The sequence below is a fragment of the Cytobacillus gottheilii genome (assembly GCF_900166665.1).
Classification (GTDB): Bacteria; Bacillota; Bacilli; order Bacillales; family Cytobacillaceae; genus Cytobacillus; species Cytobacillus gottheilii_A.
Genome location: NZ_LT800494.1, coordinates 4,015,694 through 4,032,781 on the forward strand (window position 1 = coordinate 4,015,694; position 17,088 = coordinate 4,032,781).

Consider the following 17,088-nt stretch of genomic DNA (forward strand, 5'->3'; position numbering starts at 1 on the left):
ACTGAGGAACCTTTCTTTTTAGTAGAGATCAATAAATATTGATTGGAGAAATGATATCTTGAATATACAAGGCATTAACCATTTACTATTTTCTGTATCGAACTTGGAAACATCTATTCTGTTTTACAAGTCAGTTTTTAATGCTAAGCTGCTTGTAAAAGGACGTTCAACCGCTTATTTTGATTTAAACGGACTTTGGGTTGCACTGAATGAAGAGAAGGATATTCCAAGAAATGAGATAAACCTGTCGTACACCCACATCGCTTTCTCTATAAATGAAGATGAGTTTGATGCTGTCTTAAAAAAATTGCAGGAACTTCATGTTCATATTTTGCCTGGTCGCCCCAGAGATGAATTAGACAGGAAATCAATCTATTTTACTGATCCAGATGGTCATAAGTTTGAGTTTCATACAGGGACACTTGAGGATCGAATGAACTACTATAAAGCTAAAAAAGAACATATGAAATTTTATTAAGAATTTAGAGGATAAAAAAACCTCGCCCATTTCAGCGAGGAAGTCTGTGATTCGTATTTCACTTTATTTGGCAAGCCCTCTTTTCAGAAGCTCCATTTCCATTTTATAATGCTTTAGAGCTTCTGCATTCGGAAGCTCTCGCGCAAATTTTTCAATGAAACTCCTAATCGTTACTGCTATAATGATCTGCCCCATACATGCCAGTTCTTGTTCATTCGTAATATTTAATTTCTTTTGATCCACAAGGCCAGCAAACATATTATAGTCGTTATTTCGATCCTGATTATCTTGAAAACTTCTTGCATAGGTACTTTCTATTTGATGAGTCATATTCAGAAAAATATTTTTTAAAAAATGCAGATTTTCCTCTTCCTCACTTATAATCGACTCATAAAATTCCAGCATGGCTGAAAACAAGTCACCATTGTTTTTTATTAAGATAGAAGCAAAACGCTGTTTGTTTTCTTTTACATGCTCATTCAGCAAGAAGAAAAAGGCATCTTCTTTATCCTCGAAATACTGGTAAAAGCTCCCCCTTGGAATTCCAGCAGCTTTTATAATATTTGTAATAGATGCCTGCGATAAAGGCACCCTTGAAAACTCTTCTCTTGCCGCTTTAATTAATATTGTTTTTTTATCTTCAGGTAAATTAAAGAATGTAATTTTCGGCAATGGTCTCACTCCTGATTCTCTATCAGACTAGCTATATAATCTGTCGCGTTTTTCCTCTTTTAAGAACTCGATAAAATGCTGTATCAGTAAAAAAGGCTGTCCTTTAACAAGCATGATATATTTATTTTTTAAACTCTCACTTGCATCCTCACTCTTATTGATACGTTCAATAATATATTCTGCTGTTCTTTTCAGGATATCTTTTCTTAGTAATTTCCCTTCTTTTGACAGAGCCATACCAACCGCCCCGATAATAGCGTAGATCATTATAGTTAAAGCCGCATTCTCGGTAGTTGTCATGCCAAACAGCACAAGAAACAGATTCATAATGGAGATAAAAATAAGCGGATATGAAAAAAGTACATATTTTGATGCCTTTTTCATAACTGGCTGTATCTTTTCTTCTAATTTCTCTAGCTCCTTTTTTATAAATGCAGGCATTTCTGCTGTTCTTTGAAACATCAAACTTCCTCCTTAGTTCTGTTGATTTCCTGTTAACAGATCATATGGAAAACGGAAATGGCGATTGTTGAATATCAATCCCTCCAGGTTTTCCTCTTTATTCAGCTCTTTTATTTGTTTCATTTCTTTATGGATTTTTTCCATTTTCCTATCAAGCTCAGCAGCTGATTCAGCCGCTTCTTTAAGCTCATCAATTATATTGCTGGGTACTTCCTTATTGTATTTGTAATAAATTTTATGTTCGAGGCTCGCCCAGAAATCCATCGCAATTGTACGAATTTGAATTTCAACATTGACGAGATCCTCCCGGTCAGACATAAATACAGGGATCTGCAGAATCAAATGCAGGCTCTGATAACCATTTCCCTTAGGATTGTTAATATAATCCTTGCATTCAATCACTCTAATATCTTTTTGCTTTTGGAGCATATTGCTTATTTCAAAAATATCAGAAATGAATGAACAGGTAATCCGAATACCTGCAATGTCATGTATATTTTCTTTAATTGCCGGTAGAGAAAGGTCATAGCCTTTTCTCTGCATCTTCTGCAGGATACTTTCAGGTGATTTCAAACGAGATTTTACGTGTTCAATTGGATTATAGTCATGTATATATTGAAATTCCTGCTTTAAAATGTCAATCTTTGTATTCATTTCATCTAAAGCAAATTTGTAGGTCATCATAAACCGTACAAGATCTGTCTTAAGTGTTTTCATTTTATCCAAGTCAAATATCGTTTTCATGGAAGTCTCCTCTTAATTCTTTACAAGTACAGGACGCTTACATATTACTGCGTTAATTCCTTGTAACTGCAGTTTTTTAACGAGTGCTGCTACTTTGCTATTTTTCATTATTACACCTCAATGTGACATGTTGTCATGTTCATAGTTATATCTTATATGACACGGTGTCATCTGTCAATAATTTTATGACACGGTGTCATGAATGTCATAACAATAGTGAAGAAAAAACAACAAACCATATGAATAGTAAAAACAGCACATTAATCGAATTGTAGGTGTTGTATTTATTGCAGTAAAAATTTGTATTATTTCTGGCAATATCGATTTCTATAATAACTTTTAGTTGCGTAAATACAGCAAGAAATTTATAATGCTTCATATAACTATAACGTTACAGTTCGGAGGGATTGCGTTGGGAACGAGAAATTAAAAATTGGTGAGCTTGCTGAAAGAGCGCAAGTAACAAAAAGAACGATTGATCATTATACAAACTTGGGTCTTCTTCATGCCGAGCGTTCACCTTCAAATTACCGCTATTATGATATATCTGCTGTCTCTCGCCTTGAATTTATTGAAAACCATAAAAAAGATGGTATGCCGCTTTCAGAAATTAAACAGCTTCTGCATAAAAAAGATTTAGAAGAAGCAGAAGAAATAGATGTTCTTGAGCTCCGGCTAAAAATTAAAGGATTACAGCAGGAAGTTTCAGATGTATTGGCTCAGCTAGATAAATCTGATGAAAATAATCATGAGTATGTAAAGAAACAAGTTTCAAGTGAAAGCATGTCCCTTATTCAAGCGCTATTATTATTACTAAATTAAACTTTTTACAGGAGGTGTAAGTCTTACAGATTGCTGTAAGACTGCCATTGACAACCCTTAATTTAACTATATTTGCTATCTTAATTGCATTAACCGCCTTTTTTGTGGCGACCGAATTTGCTATTGTAAAAATACGTTCATCAAAAGTAGATCAATTAATCGCAGAAGGAAGAGCTGGTTCAATTGCAGCCAAAAAAGTCATCACTCATTTAGATGAATACTTATCCGCCTGTCAGCTTGGAATTACAGTCACAGCTTTAGGGATTGGATTTGTTGGGGAATCAACATTTGAAGTCCTTCTTCATCCCCTGTTTGCTTACTTTCAAATAAGTGAATCATGGTCACATGTTTTAACAATTGGAATTGCTTTTGCTATCGCTACATTTTTGCATGTCGTGGTTGGTGAGTTAGCACCTAAAACCATCGCTATTCAAAAGGCGGAAGCAGTTACACTTGCTTTTGCTACTCCAATCATTTGGTTTTATCGCATTTTATTCCCGTTTATTTGGTTCTTAAATGGATCAGCTCGGCTTCTAGTTGGGCTTTTTGGATTAAAGCCCGTGTCGGAGCATGAATTAGCTCACTCTGAGGAAGAACTGCGCATCCTTTTATCTGAAAGTTATAAAAGCGGTGAAATTAATAAAAACGAATTGAAGTATATGAACAACATTTTCGAATTTGATGAAAGAATTGCAAAAGAGATCATGGTCCCTCGTACCGAAATGGTTGCTTTTTCAGCCGATGACTCTTTTACTGATGTCATGAACACAATTAAAACGGAGCGCTATACACGTTATCCTGTAGTAGATGGAGATAAAGATAACATCCTTGGATTCATTAATGTAAAAGAGTTTTTAACTGCTAACCTTCAGAGTGAAGACACACAGGATTTAACATTAGAACGATTTATTAACCCAGTTATTCGTGTAATTGAAACGGTTCCAATAAATGACCTTTTAATCAAGATGCAAAAAGAACGTACACATATTGCTATTTTAATGGATGAATATGGCGGTACTTCTGGCTTAGTTACTGTTGAGGATATTATTGAAGAAATTGTTGGAGAAATCCGCGATGAATTTGACGAAGACGAATTGCCAGAAATTCGAAAAGTTAAAGAAAATCATTATATTCTCGATGCAAAGCTTCTTATTGATGACGTCAATAATCTTTTAGATATTGAATTGGAAGATGAAGATGTCGATACATTAGGCGGTTGGTTCCTCACCCAAAACTTTGATGCTGAGGTGGGCAGTAAGGTAGAGTATGAAGATTTTATCTTTACGGTTACTGAAATAGAAGGTCATCAAATTCATTATATTGAGGTTACGAAGGAGCAAAGCTAATCTGCATAATGAATTTATTAAAGAAAGAGCTGCCATTTTGTTTGGCAGCTTCTCTTTTTTGATAAAAACAAAAAGCTTGGTATCTGCTCCAAACTTTTCATAGAAAGACTATAAAATTTCTTTTTTGTTTTTTATTTCATCTAATTTTAATTGTATTTCCAGCTCTTGTCTCATTTTTTCGGTTTCCAGCATGAAGTTTTCATGTTTGAGCTTTTCCAGTTCCAATTGGTCTTTCACAACTTTGTGCTTTAGCTTTGATTGTTTTTGGAAGTGGTCTGCTAAAATTGCAATAATTGGAATTGAAAACACCATTATGACAGCGATCGTACCTGTCGTCATCATTTTCTCCACCTCATTTTTTATCCTTCTTTACCATATGATAACAAAAATATAATGAGAAGTGCGTTATAATGTCTATTTTCTTCTAATAAAAATATGGAGATGCTTATGCTGCCGAGCTGATCGTTCAAACCCCAAACATACGAACATACCTATTAATCAAACATTTGATTAGTCTATCACTCTGCAAATAATAGGTGATTTTGGTGAAATCTTTTTATTTACTAACATAAAAAATATTGTTATGATAAGAACACTTTTTAGAGAGGGAGGAATAAAGATGAATCAACATAAAAGAATCATATCCATCGGTTTACTGTTCATCTTTATGTCTTATCTTCTCATAGGCTTTCCAAACAATATGGCACAGTCCTTCACTGGAGCTGACGATATTCTGACAGCTGGGGCCATTGGTGTTCATGACCATACTGACGAAAAGGATGATTTGAAAAAAGTCCCGTCGCTTTTATTTGATTCTGCGGCCATCATTGTACTTATGACAACTGCGGCTGCAGCTATTTTTCTTCATTTCTTAAGAAATACGAGAATTAAGATTTTTATGACCCCGTATTTTTATCAGGCAAATTCAATATCTGTTACTCCTTGATTTTTTTAAAGCATTTGATAAAAATTCGAGGAGGAATTATGATGTTATTTCGTTTTCTCATGATTGGATTATTTTCACTTACAGCAGGAAGCATCTTTGCTTACCAAGGCTATGAAGTAGTTCATGTGTTATTTGACTATATGAAACGGCACTAATTGATCCACCGCAGGCATATGCCTGCGGTTTTTTATTTGAAGCATTTCCCTTTTCAAAGGCTGTATTACCTGATCTCCCCTGTAATTGAATTCTTTTCTTGTTGACTTGCCTATATTCATAGACTATTATTTGTAAGTATGTCTGCCGTGGTTCGAGAACCTCCCACGATAAAAAACTAAGGAGAGAGAAATAAAATGAATAGTAAAAACCTTGTACTTAACGGCATTATTGCAGCCCTTTATATTGCCGTTACAATGCTTATTCAGCCATTCGGGTTCACAGCTATTCAGTTCCGTGTATCGGAATTGTTTAACCACCTGATTGTCTTTAATAAAAAATTCCTCTACGGCATCGTATTAGGTGTATTTTTAACCAATTTATTGTTTTCTCCAATGAAAGGCTATGATCTTATTTTCGGGACTGGTCATTCCTTACTATCTTTGCTGATTACAATTTTTATTTGTAAATATGTTAAAAATATATGGGCTCGATTAGCGATTAACACGATTGTGTTTACTCTTATGATGTGGCTGATTGCATTAGAGCTGAAACTGGCTTTTGGATTGCCGTTTTTAGAAACGTATTACACAACAGCAGCCGGGGAATTTATTGTTTTATTGGCGGGAATTCCAGTTATGTACGCTTTGAATAAGCGAATTAATTTGGCAAAAGCATTATAATCACACACTAAAAAAAGAAGCTTGCTCCCATGTGTTGGGAGACAAGCTTCTTTTTATGAACAAATACGATTAATGCTTCACTTCACCACTTGCGACAACTTTTTCTTTTGATAGGAACCATCCGCCTGCCGCGATAAGAATCAACACGATATAGAAGATTGATTTCCATTCAGTAGATTTTGCAAACGCTTCTGGAAGGAATGCCAATGCTGGATGTGACATTGTATAAACAAGCAGCTTAACCCCAACCCAGCCGACAATCATAAAGGCAGCAATTTCAAGCCCAGGTCTTCTTTCAAGAAGTACGACAAAGAAGTTGGCTGCAAAACGCATGATTACAAGACCAATTAATCCTCCAGCAAATATAACTAAGAACTTTCCTCCATCAAGTCCGCCGATATTCGGCAGTCCTGAATCAGGGAGTGCTACTGCTAATGCTACTGCTGCTAAGATCGAGTCAACTGCAAATGCGATATCTGCCAGCTCTACTTTAAAAACAGTCATCCAAAAACCAGATTTTTTCTTGGGACGCTCTTCCCCCGATGCCTCTGCTTTTTTTACAACAAGCTTTCGGTATATGTGATTAAGCGCGATGAATAATAAATAGATCGCACCGATTGCCTGAACCTGCCATACATCTACCAGGAATGAAATGGCAAATAAGGAACCAAATCGGAAAACAAATGCTCCCGCCAATCCATAAAATAAGGCTCTTCTTCTCTCTTCTTCTGGTAAATGCTTTACCATGATTGCAAGTACGAGCGCATTATCAGCTGCCAGCAGTCCTTCTAGTGCAATCAGAACTAATAACACCCATCCATACTCTAAAAATAATGATAATTCCACTTCCTTTTCCTCCTTTAATCGTTTTATTCATATGTTCGGTCCTATATGTAAAATGGCAATAAAAAAACCTTTACCATTTTGGTAAAGGTCCTTAAAAATAATAAAGACCTCTACCGTGAATAGGTAAAGGTCTTGCTAACAGTGTTCACACTGCCAACAAAGCCGAGAGCTAAAAGCTCCGAAATGACGACTTTGCTGTTAAAGCTACTCCCCTTTAGGGAAATCCGAACATATTTAATTATATTCTTATCATATTAAGGATCTTACTTTTTGTCAACTTAATTTTTCTCAGCCAGGTAGTCAGCGAGCTTATGCATGTGAATAAGACTTTCATCAGATGTTGTAATTTCAGCTTCCCAATCACGAATAATTCTTGCTGATATTTGATTTTCTATATGTTCTAAATGAATATATAGCATATTTTCTAGTGTTTTTTCCTTCCAGTTGGGATTCGCCTTATTTAGAACTGCCGCCAGTTCCTTTGCATTTTCATACCACTTATTCCGCTCTTGAGCCATTGTGTCTTTCTCACCATTTTTTGCTGACTTCATCAATCTTCCCGCCAGTAAAATATGATCCTTTAAGAGAGCGGTTACTTGTTCCGTTCCCTTTTCACCAAGGTACGGGGAAAGCGAGACACCAATATCTTCTTGATTTTTGAGGAGCCTTTTGAGTACGGCATCACGGCCATCTAACTCCTCCATTTCGCTTACAATATAGCTTTGGGACCATATGAAATGTTCTGTCCAAACCTTTCTAAACTCATCATTTGTACTGCTGTCTTTTCTGGAGGCCGCTACATGAACCGTAGAAAAGAACATTGTCATTACCATGAATAAAACAGCATATTTAACAGCATATTTCAAATAAATCTCTCCTTTATTATCCTCTCCTTTATATTGGATTTATTTTCTAGATTTATTCTAGGGTAAAAGAAAAAGTCAGAGAAGACTCTTTATAATGATTACTAAAAACAACAAACGTTCAGAAAAGACCTTTCTTATATAAAAAAACCGAATGGTTGGGAATGACCCAATCATTCGGAAATATAGCTGAACATAATAATGTCTCAGTCTCCTGCATTATTTTCAGGATTAAAATAACGATGTCCCCGCATTACAGCTGTCATTCATTAAGCAGCATCAGTATTTTTCTTAGCCGGGTTCCAGGATTTCTTTTTAAATAAAGGCACGATCATAACAAGCAAAGCGATAATCATCAGCGTTAATCCAATAGGACGGTCTAAGAAGATTGATAAACTTCCATCTGAAATGGTCAGTGTTTGTCTTAATGCCTGCTCCATCATTCCTCCTAAGATAAACGCTAAAATAAACGGTGCTGCTGGAAATGAAAAGATCCTCATTAAAAAACCGACAATACCGAAGATCAACAGCAAGTAAAGATCAAATGTACTGAAACTTAACGCATACACCCCTACCATACTAAACGTGATGACAAGTGAAATTAGCATCGGTCTTGGGATCGTTAACACTTTTGAGATATAAGGAATCAGCGGCAAGTTTAAAATAAGCAAAAATACATTTCCTATATACATACTTGCGATAATTCCCCAGAATACTTCTGGATTATCCTGAACAAGCAGCGGACCAGGCTGAATGCCTAAAACAAGAAAAGCACCAAGGAGGACAGCCGTCGTACCCGACCCAGGAATCCCTAGACTGAGCAGCGGAACAAATGCTCCACTCGTGGCGGCATTGTTTGCCGCTTCTGGAGCCGCCAGTCCTTTGATCGAACCCTTTCCGAATTCTTCAGGCTTTTTGGCAATTTTTTTCTCTGTAATATAGGCAATGAAGGAAGCAATTGTAGCACCTGCTCCCGGCAGCACCCCAATGATAAATCCTAAAAATGATTGTCTGGCAATTGGTCCCTTCATTTCATGTGCATCTTCTTTTGTCAGTTTCAAACTGCCAATATTATTATTCTTATCCTTATCAGCGGATTCATTCCTATTAAATATAAGTGTACACACTTCTGCAAGAGCAAATAACCCTAAAGCAATGATTAGAAAGTCAATGCCTTCAAGCAAATAGGCATTTTCAAAAGTAAAACGCGCTGTCCCTGTTTGGCCATCAATCCCAATTGTCACAACAATAATTCCTAACGTGGCAGAAATTAACGCTTTTATCGTTGATCCATCTGATAGACTGGAAATTGCCGTTAATCCGAGAAGCATTAAAGCAAAATACTCTACAGGTCCAAATGAAACTGCAACAGAGGAAAGCAATGGTGAAAATAACATTAATAGCGCAATACTGACTGTTCCGCCTATAAATGAGGCAATGGCTGCGACAGCAAGTGCTTTCCCTGCTTTTCCTTGCTGGGCCATCGGATATCCGTCAAATGCAGTCGCAACCGTTCCAGCAACTCCAGGTGCATTTAACAAAATAGAAGAAGATGATCCGCCAAACACTGCTCCATAATAGACACCTGCCATCATCATCAGTGCAATTGCAGGATCCATGCTATACGTAACTGGAATCATAATCGCAATAGCTGAGATCGGTCCAAGTCCTGGCATCATGCCAATAAAAGTACCAACAAAAACACCTATAAAAACAAACAATATTCCCTGTAAGCTAAGTGCGACTTGAAAGCCTGACAACAATCCTTCCATTGAGCCCATGTATTTCCCCCCTTAAAACGGCAATATTCCTGCCGGTAAATTTATTTGCAGCATATAATTGAATAAAATGTAAATAGATAATGAAAATCCAAGTGACACAATCGCATTTACGACATGTCTTTTATAGCCTAAATACCAAGAGCAAACATATACAAACAATGCTGTCATAATAAAAAAGCCGATCATTTCAAATAGAAAAATATAAACTAGCATGAACACACATACAACCAGCAAAGTTATAATATCTGCTTTTGGAATGGTTCGTTTCTTTTTCTCATCTTCTGTTTCCTTCGTTTTTGATAAAAACAGCAGAATAGATAGAAACAACAATAAAAATCCTAATATCTTCGGAACAAAGTCTGCATCAATGATGGCATAAGGATACTCAGGGAGCTGAAAACTTAACAAAAGATAAAATAAGGAAAAAACAATCAGCACTAATGCGATTTTACGATGAATCATTTTAAGCATTTTCTGCACTCCTTCCTCTACTTATCTAAGTAGCTTTAATTCTTCTAATATGGCATACATTTCTTCATTTTGTTCAGCTAAAAATTGCTTGTATTCCTCGCCATCCATATATAATTCATTCCAGCCGTATTTCTCACGAATTTTTTTCCACTCAGGTGAATCATTGAGCTGCTTAAACTTTTCTTGGTAATATTGGATTTGCTGTTCGTCCATGCCGGCCGGTCCAAAGAAACCTCGCCAATTAATGAATGTTTCATCGATTCCTTGCTCTACCGCAGTTGGGAAATCCTCTAACGTCTCACCTTGAAGCCTTTCAGGTGCTGTAATTCCAAGCACTTTAATCTTCCCTGCCCTCACCTGTTCAACTGTTTCTGAGGTTCCTGCCGAATAAACATCAACGCTTCCATTTAAAAGCTGTGTTAATGCTCCGCCATCCTGGTCAGAAACATACTTTATTTTCGTCACATCTACTCCTGCAGCTCTGGCAATTTTAATAAACTGGATATGATCCATACTGCCCGGCGATGATACGCCTACAATAGAAACACTGCTTGGATCCTTCTTCATATCATCAAAGAGATCATTTAAGGTATCCCATTTCGCATCAGCACTCACAGCGAAAGCACCATAATCCGCAATCACATTTGCAAGTGGAGTAAAGTCCTCATATCCATATTTGGACTGTCCATTTAGCGGAACTAACATAATAGGTGGTGATGTGACAAAAATATTATGCGGATTGCCTTCTTTTCTCGTCATATAAGCCCAACCAACTGCTCCACCGCCGCCTGGCTTATTGATCACCGGCATGCGCTCTTTGATAATGCCTTCCTTCTCAAAGGTTTGAGTTACCAATCTTGCAGTAGTATCCCAACCACCGCCAGCACCTGCTGCTGCAACTACTTCAATTGGATTATTCGGACTCCAGCCATTCTCTCCATATACACCAGCAACATCTTTACCTGAACAAGCAGTTAATAAAACAACAGCACAAGCGATCATATATAAACAAAAGCGCTTATTCATATGCGACTCCTCCTCCTCTTTTGTTGTAAACGTTTTCTTTTTGTTAGTATAGAAAAAATCAGAATACTCTGTAACTATTAAATAAGTAAACTACATTAAAAAAGTTAAATATATTTTGTTCATTTTGTTTACGGTATAGGATATAGGAGGATTAGCTGCTAAAAAGCCTGTTTAGGAAGGTTTATTGGGGATCGAGAGAACTTTTATACTATTTAGAAGTTCTTGATTGGAGTAATAATTCAATTCTATTGGTTTTTTTGATCGTGCTTTCTATTGAATTTATTCGGTATCCTTCCTATCAAATTCAGCCGAGTTCCTATCAAACAGCCCCTTTCCTTTATTGCCTGCAGGAGTCGAGTGTTCTCAGCTCCTTTCACTTATTGTTAATAATAAAAAAACCGAATGATTAGAATTCATCTCCTAATCATTCGGATGTATTACTAGGCTACTAGGCTGAATACTGACGGTCCAAGCCTCTTTTGCTATTCCATATAATATTTCCTTTCAGGTCTTCCAACAATTCCATATTCTAGCTCTGCACTTGCTTCTCCAGTTGAGACCAAATATTCAAGATACCGTCTGGCCGTTGTTCTTGATGCTCCCATCTGGCTGCCGATTTCAACTGCATTCATCCCTTCCATTTTTTCTTGCAGAATACCTTTTACTTTTGACAATGTTAAAGGATCGATTCCTTTAGGAAGCTTTTCTTCAATGGCCGTTTGTATAGTTCTTCTAAAGAAATGATCAATCATCTCTTGATCCAGTTCATTCTTTTGATTTAGTAAACTCTTTTTTTTCTTATATTCCTGTATCGCCATAACAAAGCGCTCAAAGCTTACCGGCTTTATAATGTAGTCAATTACACCATTTCGCAAGGACTGTTCAACCTGATCTTTCTCATTAGAAGCAGAAATCATGATAACATCCACGTTTGGATACTTTTCACGAATTTCAGGAAGAAGACTGCTGCCAAGACGGTCTGGCATATAAATGTCCATTATCAGAAGGTCTGCGCTTTTTTCTTCAAGCAGGTTTAACGTCGCTTGTGCATTTAAGGCTTTTCCGGTCACTTCTACTCCATCAATTTTTTCAATAAATTCTTCATGTATCCGAGCAACCCGATAATCATCTTCGGCAATAATGACTTTGATCATGTTTCGTCCTCCTTGATCTCCTTTGGAAGAAATACTGTAAAGACAGAGCCACCATTAGCTTTTTGATCTATTTCGAGGTGACCCGATAATTGTCGTATCGTTTGGGCAACTAGGCTAAGGCCATACCCTCTGCCTTGCTCCGCTTTTGTTGAGAAGCCTTTCTCAAAGATTCTCTCCATGTCGCTTTCTTCAATGCCATAGCCATTGTCACTTACCTCAAACACGATATCTCTACCAATATCAGTTGTAAAAAAGCTTACTATTCTTTCTGTCTTCCCTTCTGTCGCTTCAAATGCATTGTCAATGATATTGCCGATAATGGTAATTAGAAATGAGATCGTAATATGAGAAGGTAACTGTTCTGTGCTTGAATCAGCATTTATTTTAAAATGGATCTTTCTCTCAGACGCTTTAGCCATTTTTCCAAGCAGAATTGCCTGCAGATTGCTGTCTGCAATTTGTTCGAAAACAATTTTTTGCATATGCTCATGGCTGCCTGATTCCTTCTGAATGAGTTTTACCGCTTCATCATACTTACCAAGCTGCATAAGACCTGATAACACATAAAGCTTATTTGTAAATTCATGTGTTTGTGCTCTTAGTTCTTCCGAGTATTGTTTTACTTCTGATAAAGTATTGACCATTTCGTCTATTTCCGTTTTATCTCTAAAGCTTGAAACGACACCTGTCACTTGATCGTTTTCCATAATGGGAGTGCGGTTAACGATGACTCTTCGATCGCCAAGCATCATATCAATATTTTTTTCTGCCTGACCGGTTTCTAGTACTCTATAAATAGTTGTACCTGGGACTATTTTCTCGATTTTCGTATTAATAACTTCTTCTTTAATGTTGAGAATACTTTTGGCCGCGGGATTCAGCATGGTGATGATTCCCTTCCCGTCAATTGCTATAATGCCTTCTTTAACAGAGTATAAAATCGCGCTTCTTTCATGATATAAAGAGGCAATTTCATACGGCTCTAATCCCAGAATATCTTTGCGAATATTTCTTGCCAAGAAAATTCCGCTGATGACTCCAAATAAAATAGCACCAGTACTGACAAATAAGACCCGCTTCATATTATTGAAAGCGGCTTCTTTCAAATCGTCAACTAAGAAACCGACAGAGACCACTCCAATAATCTCGCCACTTGAATTAAAAATAGGCGATTTCCCGCGCAAAGACGGACCTAAAGAGCCAGTTGCTTCAGATATATAGGACTCTCCTTGCAGCAGGGCGCGGTCATTATCTTCACCCATCATTCTTCTTCCAATTTTATTTTCGTCCGGGTGTGCGTACCTAATGCTGTCAGTATTTCCAATTACAATGAACTCAGCTCCAACATCCTCCCTAATTTCTTCAATTAATGGCTGTATTGTTTCCGAAGGATGATCCTCTTTAAATGCCTCGCGTAATGACGGCATTAAAGAAACTGTATTGGCAACCTGCAGTGCAAGCATCCCCATATTATTCGCAGTCTGTTCATATTCCATCTTTGCGAATAATCCTGTCAGCAGCATAATAATCGTTATGATAATCGCTAAAATGAGAACGATAATCTTCGTTTGCAATGATATCGCTTTTCCTTTATTCATCTAGAGCTCCCTGTTTATTCCTTTTCTATAACTATAATCAATTTTTGTGACTCTGTCATTTCCTTGTTTCTAATTTGCTGGAACGCTTTACCCGAACCACTGATAAAAGCCTTCCTAATAGCGGAAGGCGCCTTTATAGCTTGTTATCTTTAAACTGGAACAGCTGCGAAAAATTCTTCATATAAAGCTGTAACTGCTCTTTTTTCATCGATCACTTTAACGCCAAACATCATGCTTACTTCAGAAGATCCCTGATTAATCATCTCAATATTTACCCCAGCTTCAGCAAGAGCTTTGGAAGCTCGCGACATAGTCCCGACATTATGCCTCATCCCTTCACCAACCACCATAATTAAGGACAAGTGATGCTGTATAACTACTTCATCTGCCTGCAGATCAAGCTTGATGCGCTCAATAATATCCAATTCTGCTGCAGCTGTTAATTGTGCCTCACGCAATATAATTGAAATATCATCAATTCCTGAAGGAGAATGTTCATAGCTTAACCCAAACTCTTCCAATATTGTAAGGAGCCTGCGTCCAAATCCAATTTCACGATTCATTAAATATTTACTTACATATATACTGCAAAACCCATGGTCACTCGCAATCCCTACAACTGGACCATTTACTTGATCCCGACTGCTGACGATCCTTGTACCGGCTGCTGAAGGATTGTTGGTATTGCGAATATGAACAGGAATCTGTTCTGAGAAAGCCGGAATTAACGCTTCATCATGCAAGACAGTAAAGCCTCCATAAGAAAGCTCCCTCATCTCTCGATAGGTAAGCTCACGAATCTCTTTAGGATTCAAAACAATTGCTGGATTCACAGAATAAACTGCATCTACGTCTGTAAAGTTTTCATAAACATCTGCCTTTACTGCTTTTGCAAGAACAGCACCTGTAACATCTGAACCACTCCGAGAGAAAGTCATGATTTCTCCATCTTCACTGTAGCCAAAGAAGCCCGGAAATACGATAATACCTCTTTTTGTTTTTAACCGTGCTAATACCTCATAAGATGATGGCAAAACCTGTGCATTTCCTGGTTCACTTGATACAATTAAACCAGCTGATTCCGGATTTATATATTCTGCCTCCAGCCCTTGTTTTTGAAAGTAACAAGCAACAAGCCATGCCATATAGTTTTCACCACAAGCTTTTATGCTTTCATAAAATTGAAATGAATCTTTGACGGTGCTCATTAAACGTTCACTGAAATCAGCTTTTATTTCGTCAAGGAGTCTTAGGGGCAGTGCAAGCTCGTTGCAAATATTTTCATAACGATTAAAGATTGCCGCTATCACCTCAGGACTGCCCTCGCCGCTTAAATGTTCTTCTGCACAATCTATTAAAAGATCAGTTACTTTTCGGTCCTCTCTGTTCCTTTTCCCAGGGGCTGAGACGACAACGATTTTCCGAGAAGGATCTTCGCAGACAATCTGATAAACTTTTTTAATCTGATCTCCTGTGGCTAAAGAGGATCCTCCGAATTTGACCACCTTCATTAAACACCTCTCCCTATCCATTAAAAATTTAATCTTAATTTTACAGCACCATTCAAAATAATCAAGAGTTTTTCCACCCTAAAAATACATTTGTTCTTCTTTGGTAAACATCATGTTTCTCTTCAATAATATTTGATGAAGGAATACAGGCTATTATTCTCGAATGTTTTATTAATAAAAATTAGATAATGATGTTTAAAATAAATTAAAATGGGTATAGAGAAGGGTATTTAATATGTTTATACACTCGAAGGGAAGTTAACGATGAGAATACTAGTGGTTGATGACAACGAAGCAAATTTATATGTCATCCAAAATATTTTAAAACGTGCGGGGTATCTTGATCTCTTAACATTTACATCAGCAGACGCAATGTTTAACTACTTTCAAGAAAGCTCTCATATTATTGGAGAAAGTTTAGCTGATGTCATCTTAATGGATATTATGATGCCTGAAATGGATGGGATTGAAGCTTGCAGACTGCTGCAGGAATCACAACGGCTAAAGGACATTCCTGTAATATTTGTAACCGCTCTCGAAGATTCCAATAAAGTCGCTGAAGCACTGGATGCTGGCGGTATGGACTATGTGATGAAACCTATAAATAAAGTTGAACTTCTTGCCAGAATACGCGTTGCCATTCGATTAAAAGAAGAAAAGGATTGGCATATGGAGCAGGAAGAAAAAATTAAAACTGAATTAGATTTGGCCACACAAGTACAAATGAGTGTCTTAAGTGAGCCATTAAATTTCGATAACCTGCTTATCAAAGCTTCATATTTACCGGCAAACAAGTTAGCTGGCGATCTTTATTACTGGAGAAAAATCGAAGAAAATCGATATGCTATTATTCAGCTTGATATGATGGGGCATGGGATCTCTGCTTCACTTGTTTGCATGTTCATTTCTTCCGTGCTTCGTGATTTGATGAGAACAGATCCTGATCCTGAGTACGTTATGCAGGAGCTAAACAAATGGATGAATGGGCTAAACAAGCATAACGGACAAATTCCCTATTATTTCACAGCTATTTATCTTGTCCTTGATACAGAAGAAAAAACGGTTCAATATGTAAATGCTGGTCATCCATCAGGCATTGCTCTTTTGGACGAAAAAGAAGTAATAGAGCTTTCAAACAATACATATGCAATCGGTTTTTTTGATGACATTGAAATCAAAAAAACTACCTTTACTTATACAGATTCATTGCAATTACTACTTGTAACAGATGGAATTGTAGAGACATTAGAAGATTCTGGAATTACTCCTTGTGATTACTTAAAAGAGACAACATCATTCCTTTGGAACTCGGCAGCCAAAATTGAACCCATCAACATGATCCTTTCAAAAGAACAGCAATTATTAGCAGATGATGATATGTGCGCCGTTCTTATTCAATCAAAATAAACATTACATACCGATTGGCAAACTACCGGTTTGCTGCTTCCATCTGTCTTTCCATACAAGCTCAGTGGTAAGAACAATAAATATTTTTAAACTTCATCTATAAAATAAAACCCGAACGAATTCAA

18 protein-coding genes and 1 riboswitch are annotated in these 17,088 nt (G+C 37.0%); of the genes, 6 read left to right on the forward strand and 12 right to left on the reverse strand.

Translation table 11 applies throughout. The features are described 5' to 3' along the window. Nucleotides 1–58: 58 nt before the first annotated feature. Nucleotides 59–478: a metallothiol transferase FosB gene (fosB, locus tag B7E07_RS19845; protein ID WP_080848543.1), complete on the forward strand. Its 420-nt coding sequence runs from the start codon at nt 59–61 to the stop codon at nt 476–478. Nucleotides 479–541: 63 nt separating this feature from the next. Here the strand turns inward: fosB and B7E07_RS19850 are convergent, their stop codons facing one another. Genes B7E07_RS19850 through B7E07_RS19860 form a run of 3 tightly spaced genes read right to left on the reverse strand, consistent with a single transcriptional unit; the run spans nt 542 to nt 2,356 of the window. Next, complete coding sequence (locus tag B7E07_RS19850; protein ID WP_306807572.1) at nt 542–1,159, reverse strand: TetR/AcrR family transcriptional regulator; 618 nt, start codon at nt 1,157–1,159, stop codon at nt 542–544. 18 nt (nt 1,160–1,177) lie between these two features. Next, the gene (locus tag B7E07_RS19855; RefSeq protein ID WP_080848545.1) at nt 1,178–1,612 is read right to left on the reverse strand and encodes a DUF5392 family protein; all 435 of its coding nucleotides are present in this window, start codon (nt 1,610–1,612) and stop codon (nt 1,178–1,180) included. Nucleotides 1,613–1,624: 12 nt separating this feature from the next. Next, nucleotides 1,625–2,356 carry a GTP pyrophosphokinase gene (locus B7E07_RS19860; RefSeq protein WP_080848546.1) on the reverse strand — a complete coding sequence of 244 codons (732 nt, stop codon included), beginning with the start codon at nt 2,354–2,356 and terminating at the stop codon, nt 1,625–1,627. A 474-nt stretch (nt 2,357–2,830) separates the two neighbouring features. On the opposite strand from B7E07_RS19860, the gene B7E07_RS19865 reads away from it, so the two are divergent. Both B7E07_RS19865 and B7E07_RS19870 read left to right on the forward strand, forming a co-directional pair. Further along, nucleotides 2,831–3,178, forward strand: a complete 348-nt coding sequence (locus B7E07_RS19865; protein ID WP_373886079.1) for a MerR family transcriptional regulator — start codon at nt 2,831–2,833, stop codon at nt 3,176–3,178. A 47-nt stretch (nt 3,179–3,225) separates the two neighbouring features. Continuing rightward, nucleotides 3,226–4,524 carry a hemolysin family protein gene (locus B7E07_RS19870; RefSeq protein WP_080848548.1) on the forward strand — a complete coding sequence of 433 codons (1,299 nt, stop codon included), beginning with the start codon at nt 3,226–3,228 and terminating at the stop codon, nt 4,522–4,524. Nucleotides 4,525–4,632: 108 nt separating this feature from the next. Here the strand turns inward: B7E07_RS19870 and B7E07_RS19875 are convergent, their stop codons facing one another. Beyond that, the gene (locus tag B7E07_RS19875) at nt 4,633–4,863 is read right to left on the reverse strand and encodes a hypothetical protein (RefSeq protein WP_080848549.1); all 231 of its coding nucleotides are present in this window, start codon (nt 4,861–4,863) and stop codon (nt 4,633–4,635) included. Between the two features lie 280 nt (nt 4,864–5,143). Here B7E07_RS19875 and B7E07_RS19880 point away from each other — a divergent pair, with 280 nt between their 5' ends. Together B7E07_RS19880 and B7E07_RS19885 are read left to right on the forward strand one after the other, a co-directional pair. Continuing rightward, nucleotides 5,144–5,470 carry a hypothetical protein gene (locus B7E07_RS19880; protein WP_080848550.1) on the forward strand — a complete coding sequence of 109 codons (327 nt, stop codon included), beginning with the start codon at nt 5,144–5,146 and terminating at the stop codon, nt 5,468–5,470. A 296-nt stretch (nt 5,471–5,766) separates the two neighbouring features. After that, nucleotides 5,767–5,811, forward strand: a riboswitch (PreQ1 riboswitch). Nucleotides 5,812–5,820: 9 nt separating this feature from the next. Further along, nucleotides 5,821–6,306: a QueT transporter family protein gene (locus B7E07_RS19885; protein WP_080848551.1), complete on the forward strand. Its 486-nt coding sequence runs from the start codon at nt 5,821–5,823 to the stop codon at nt 6,304–6,306. A 69-nt stretch (nt 6,307–6,375) separates the two neighbouring features. Here B7E07_RS19885 and B7E07_RS19890 read toward each other — a convergent pair whose 3' ends face one another. The 8 genes from B7E07_RS19890 to B7E07_RS19925 form a co-directional block, all read right to left on the reverse strand. After that, nucleotides 6,376–7,152 (reverse strand): TerC family protein, encoded by a 777-nt coding sequence (locus B7E07_RS19890; RefSeq protein WP_080848552.1) that lies wholly within the window; start codon nt 7,150–7,152, stop codon nt 6,376–6,378. Nucleotides 7,153–7,430: 278 nt separating this feature from the next. Continuing rightward, nucleotides 7,431–8,018 (reverse strand): hypothetical protein, encoded by a 588-nt coding sequence (locus B7E07_RS19895; protein WP_080848553.1) that lies wholly within the window; start codon nt 8,016–8,018, stop codon nt 7,431–7,433. A gap of 266 nt (nt 8,019–8,284) precedes the next feature. Beyond that, nucleotides 8,285–9,796, reverse strand: coding sequence for a tripartite tricarboxylate transporter permease (locus tag B7E07_RS19900; protein ID WP_080848554.1), 1,512 nt, complete (start codon nt 9,794–9,796; stop codon nt 8,285–8,287). Between the two features lie 12 nt (nt 9,797–9,808). Then, complete coding sequence (locus B7E07_RS19905) at nt 9,809–10,267, reverse strand: tripartite tricarboxylate transporter TctB family protein (RefSeq protein WP_080848555.1); 459 nt, start codon at nt 10,265–10,267, stop codon at nt 9,809–9,811. A gap of 21 nt (nt 10,268–10,288) precedes the next feature. Beyond that, a complete protein-coding gene (locus tag B7E07_RS19910) occupies nt 10,289–11,293 on the reverse strand; it encodes a tripartite tricarboxylate transporter substrate binding protein (protein WP_080848556.1) in 1,005 nt (334 codons plus the stop codon). 482 nt (nt 11,294–11,775) lie between these two features. Next, nucleotides 11,776–12,447 carry a response regulator gene (locus tag B7E07_RS19915; RefSeq protein ID WP_080848557.1) on the reverse strand — a complete coding sequence of 224 codons (672 nt, stop codon included), beginning with the start codon at nt 12,445–12,447 and terminating at the stop codon, nt 11,776–11,778. Then, nucleotides 12,444–14,045, reverse strand: coding sequence for an ATP-binding protein (locus B7E07_RS19920; RefSeq protein ID WP_080848558.1), 1,602 nt, complete (start codon nt 14,043–14,045; stop codon nt 12,444–12,446). The genes B7E07_RS19915 and B7E07_RS19920 overlap by 4 nt, the downstream gene beginning before the upstream one ends. Before the next feature lie 149 nt (nt 14,046–14,194). Further along, on the reverse strand, nt 14,195–15,556 hold the full coding sequence (locus B7E07_RS19925; RefSeq protein WP_080848559.1) for an aspartate kinase: 1,362 nt from the start codon (nt 15,554–15,556) through the stop codon (nt 14,195–14,197). A gap of 264 nt (nt 15,557–15,820) precedes the next feature. On the opposite strand from B7E07_RS19925, the gene B7E07_RS19930 reads away from it, so the two are divergent. Further along, nucleotides 15,821–16,963: a SpoIIE family protein phosphatase gene (locus tag B7E07_RS19930; protein WP_080848560.1), complete on the forward strand. Its 1,143-nt coding sequence runs from the start codon at nt 15,821–15,823 to the stop codon at nt 16,961–16,963. The last annotated feature ends 125 nt before the right edge of the window (nt 16,964–17,088 follow it).

Bases quoted from the DNA above. Each gene is read 5' to 3' on its own strand.
- B7E07_RS19905 (WP_080848555.1), bottom strand. From the start codon at position 10,267: ATGCTTAAAATGATTCATCGTAAAATCGCATTAGTGCTGATTGTTTTT.
- B7E07_RS19875 (WP_080848549.1), bottom strand. From the start codon at position 4,863: ATGACGACAGGTACGATCGCTGTCATAATGGTGTTTTCAATTCCAATT.
- B7E07_RS19915 (WP_080848557.1), bottom strand. From the start codon at position 12,447: ATGATCAAAGTCATTATTGCCGAAGATGATTATCGGGTTGCTCGGATA.
- B7E07_RS19925 (WP_080848559.1), bottom strand. From the start codon at position 15,556: ATGAAGGTGGTCAAATTCGGAGGATCCTCTTTAGCCACAGGAGATCAG.
- B7E07_RS19860 (WP_080848546.1), bottom strand. From the start codon at position 2,356: ATGAAAACGATATTTGACTTGGATAAAATGAAAACACTTAAGACAGAT.
- B7E07_RS19885 (WP_080848551.1), top strand. From the start codon at position 5,821: ATGAATAGTAAAAACCTTGTACTTAACGGCATTATTGCAGCCCTTTAT.
- B7E07_RS19855 (WP_080848545.1), bottom strand. From the start codon at position 1,612: ATGTTTCAAAGAACAGCAGAAATGCCTGCATTTATAAAAAAGGAGCTA.
- B7E07_RS19900 (WP_080848554.1), bottom strand. From the start codon at position 9,796: ATGGGCTCAATGGAAGGATTGTTGTCAGGCTTTCAAGTCGCACTTAGC.
- B7E07_RS19930 (WP_080848560.1), top strand. From the start codon at position 15,821: ATGAGAATACTAGTGGTTGATGACAACGAAGCAAATTTATATGTCATC.
- B7E07_RS19910 (WP_080848556.1), bottom strand. From the start codon at position 11,293: ATGAATAAGCGCTTTTGTTTATATATGATCGCTTGTGCTGTTGTTTTA.
- B7E07_RS19920 (WP_080848558.1), bottom strand. From the start codon at position 14,045: ATGAATAAAGGAAAAGCGATATCATTGCAAACGAAGATTATCGTTCTC.
- B7E07_RS19880 (WP_080848550.1), top strand. From the start codon at position 5,144: ATGAATCAACATAAAAGAATCATATCCATCGGTTTACTGTTCATCTTT.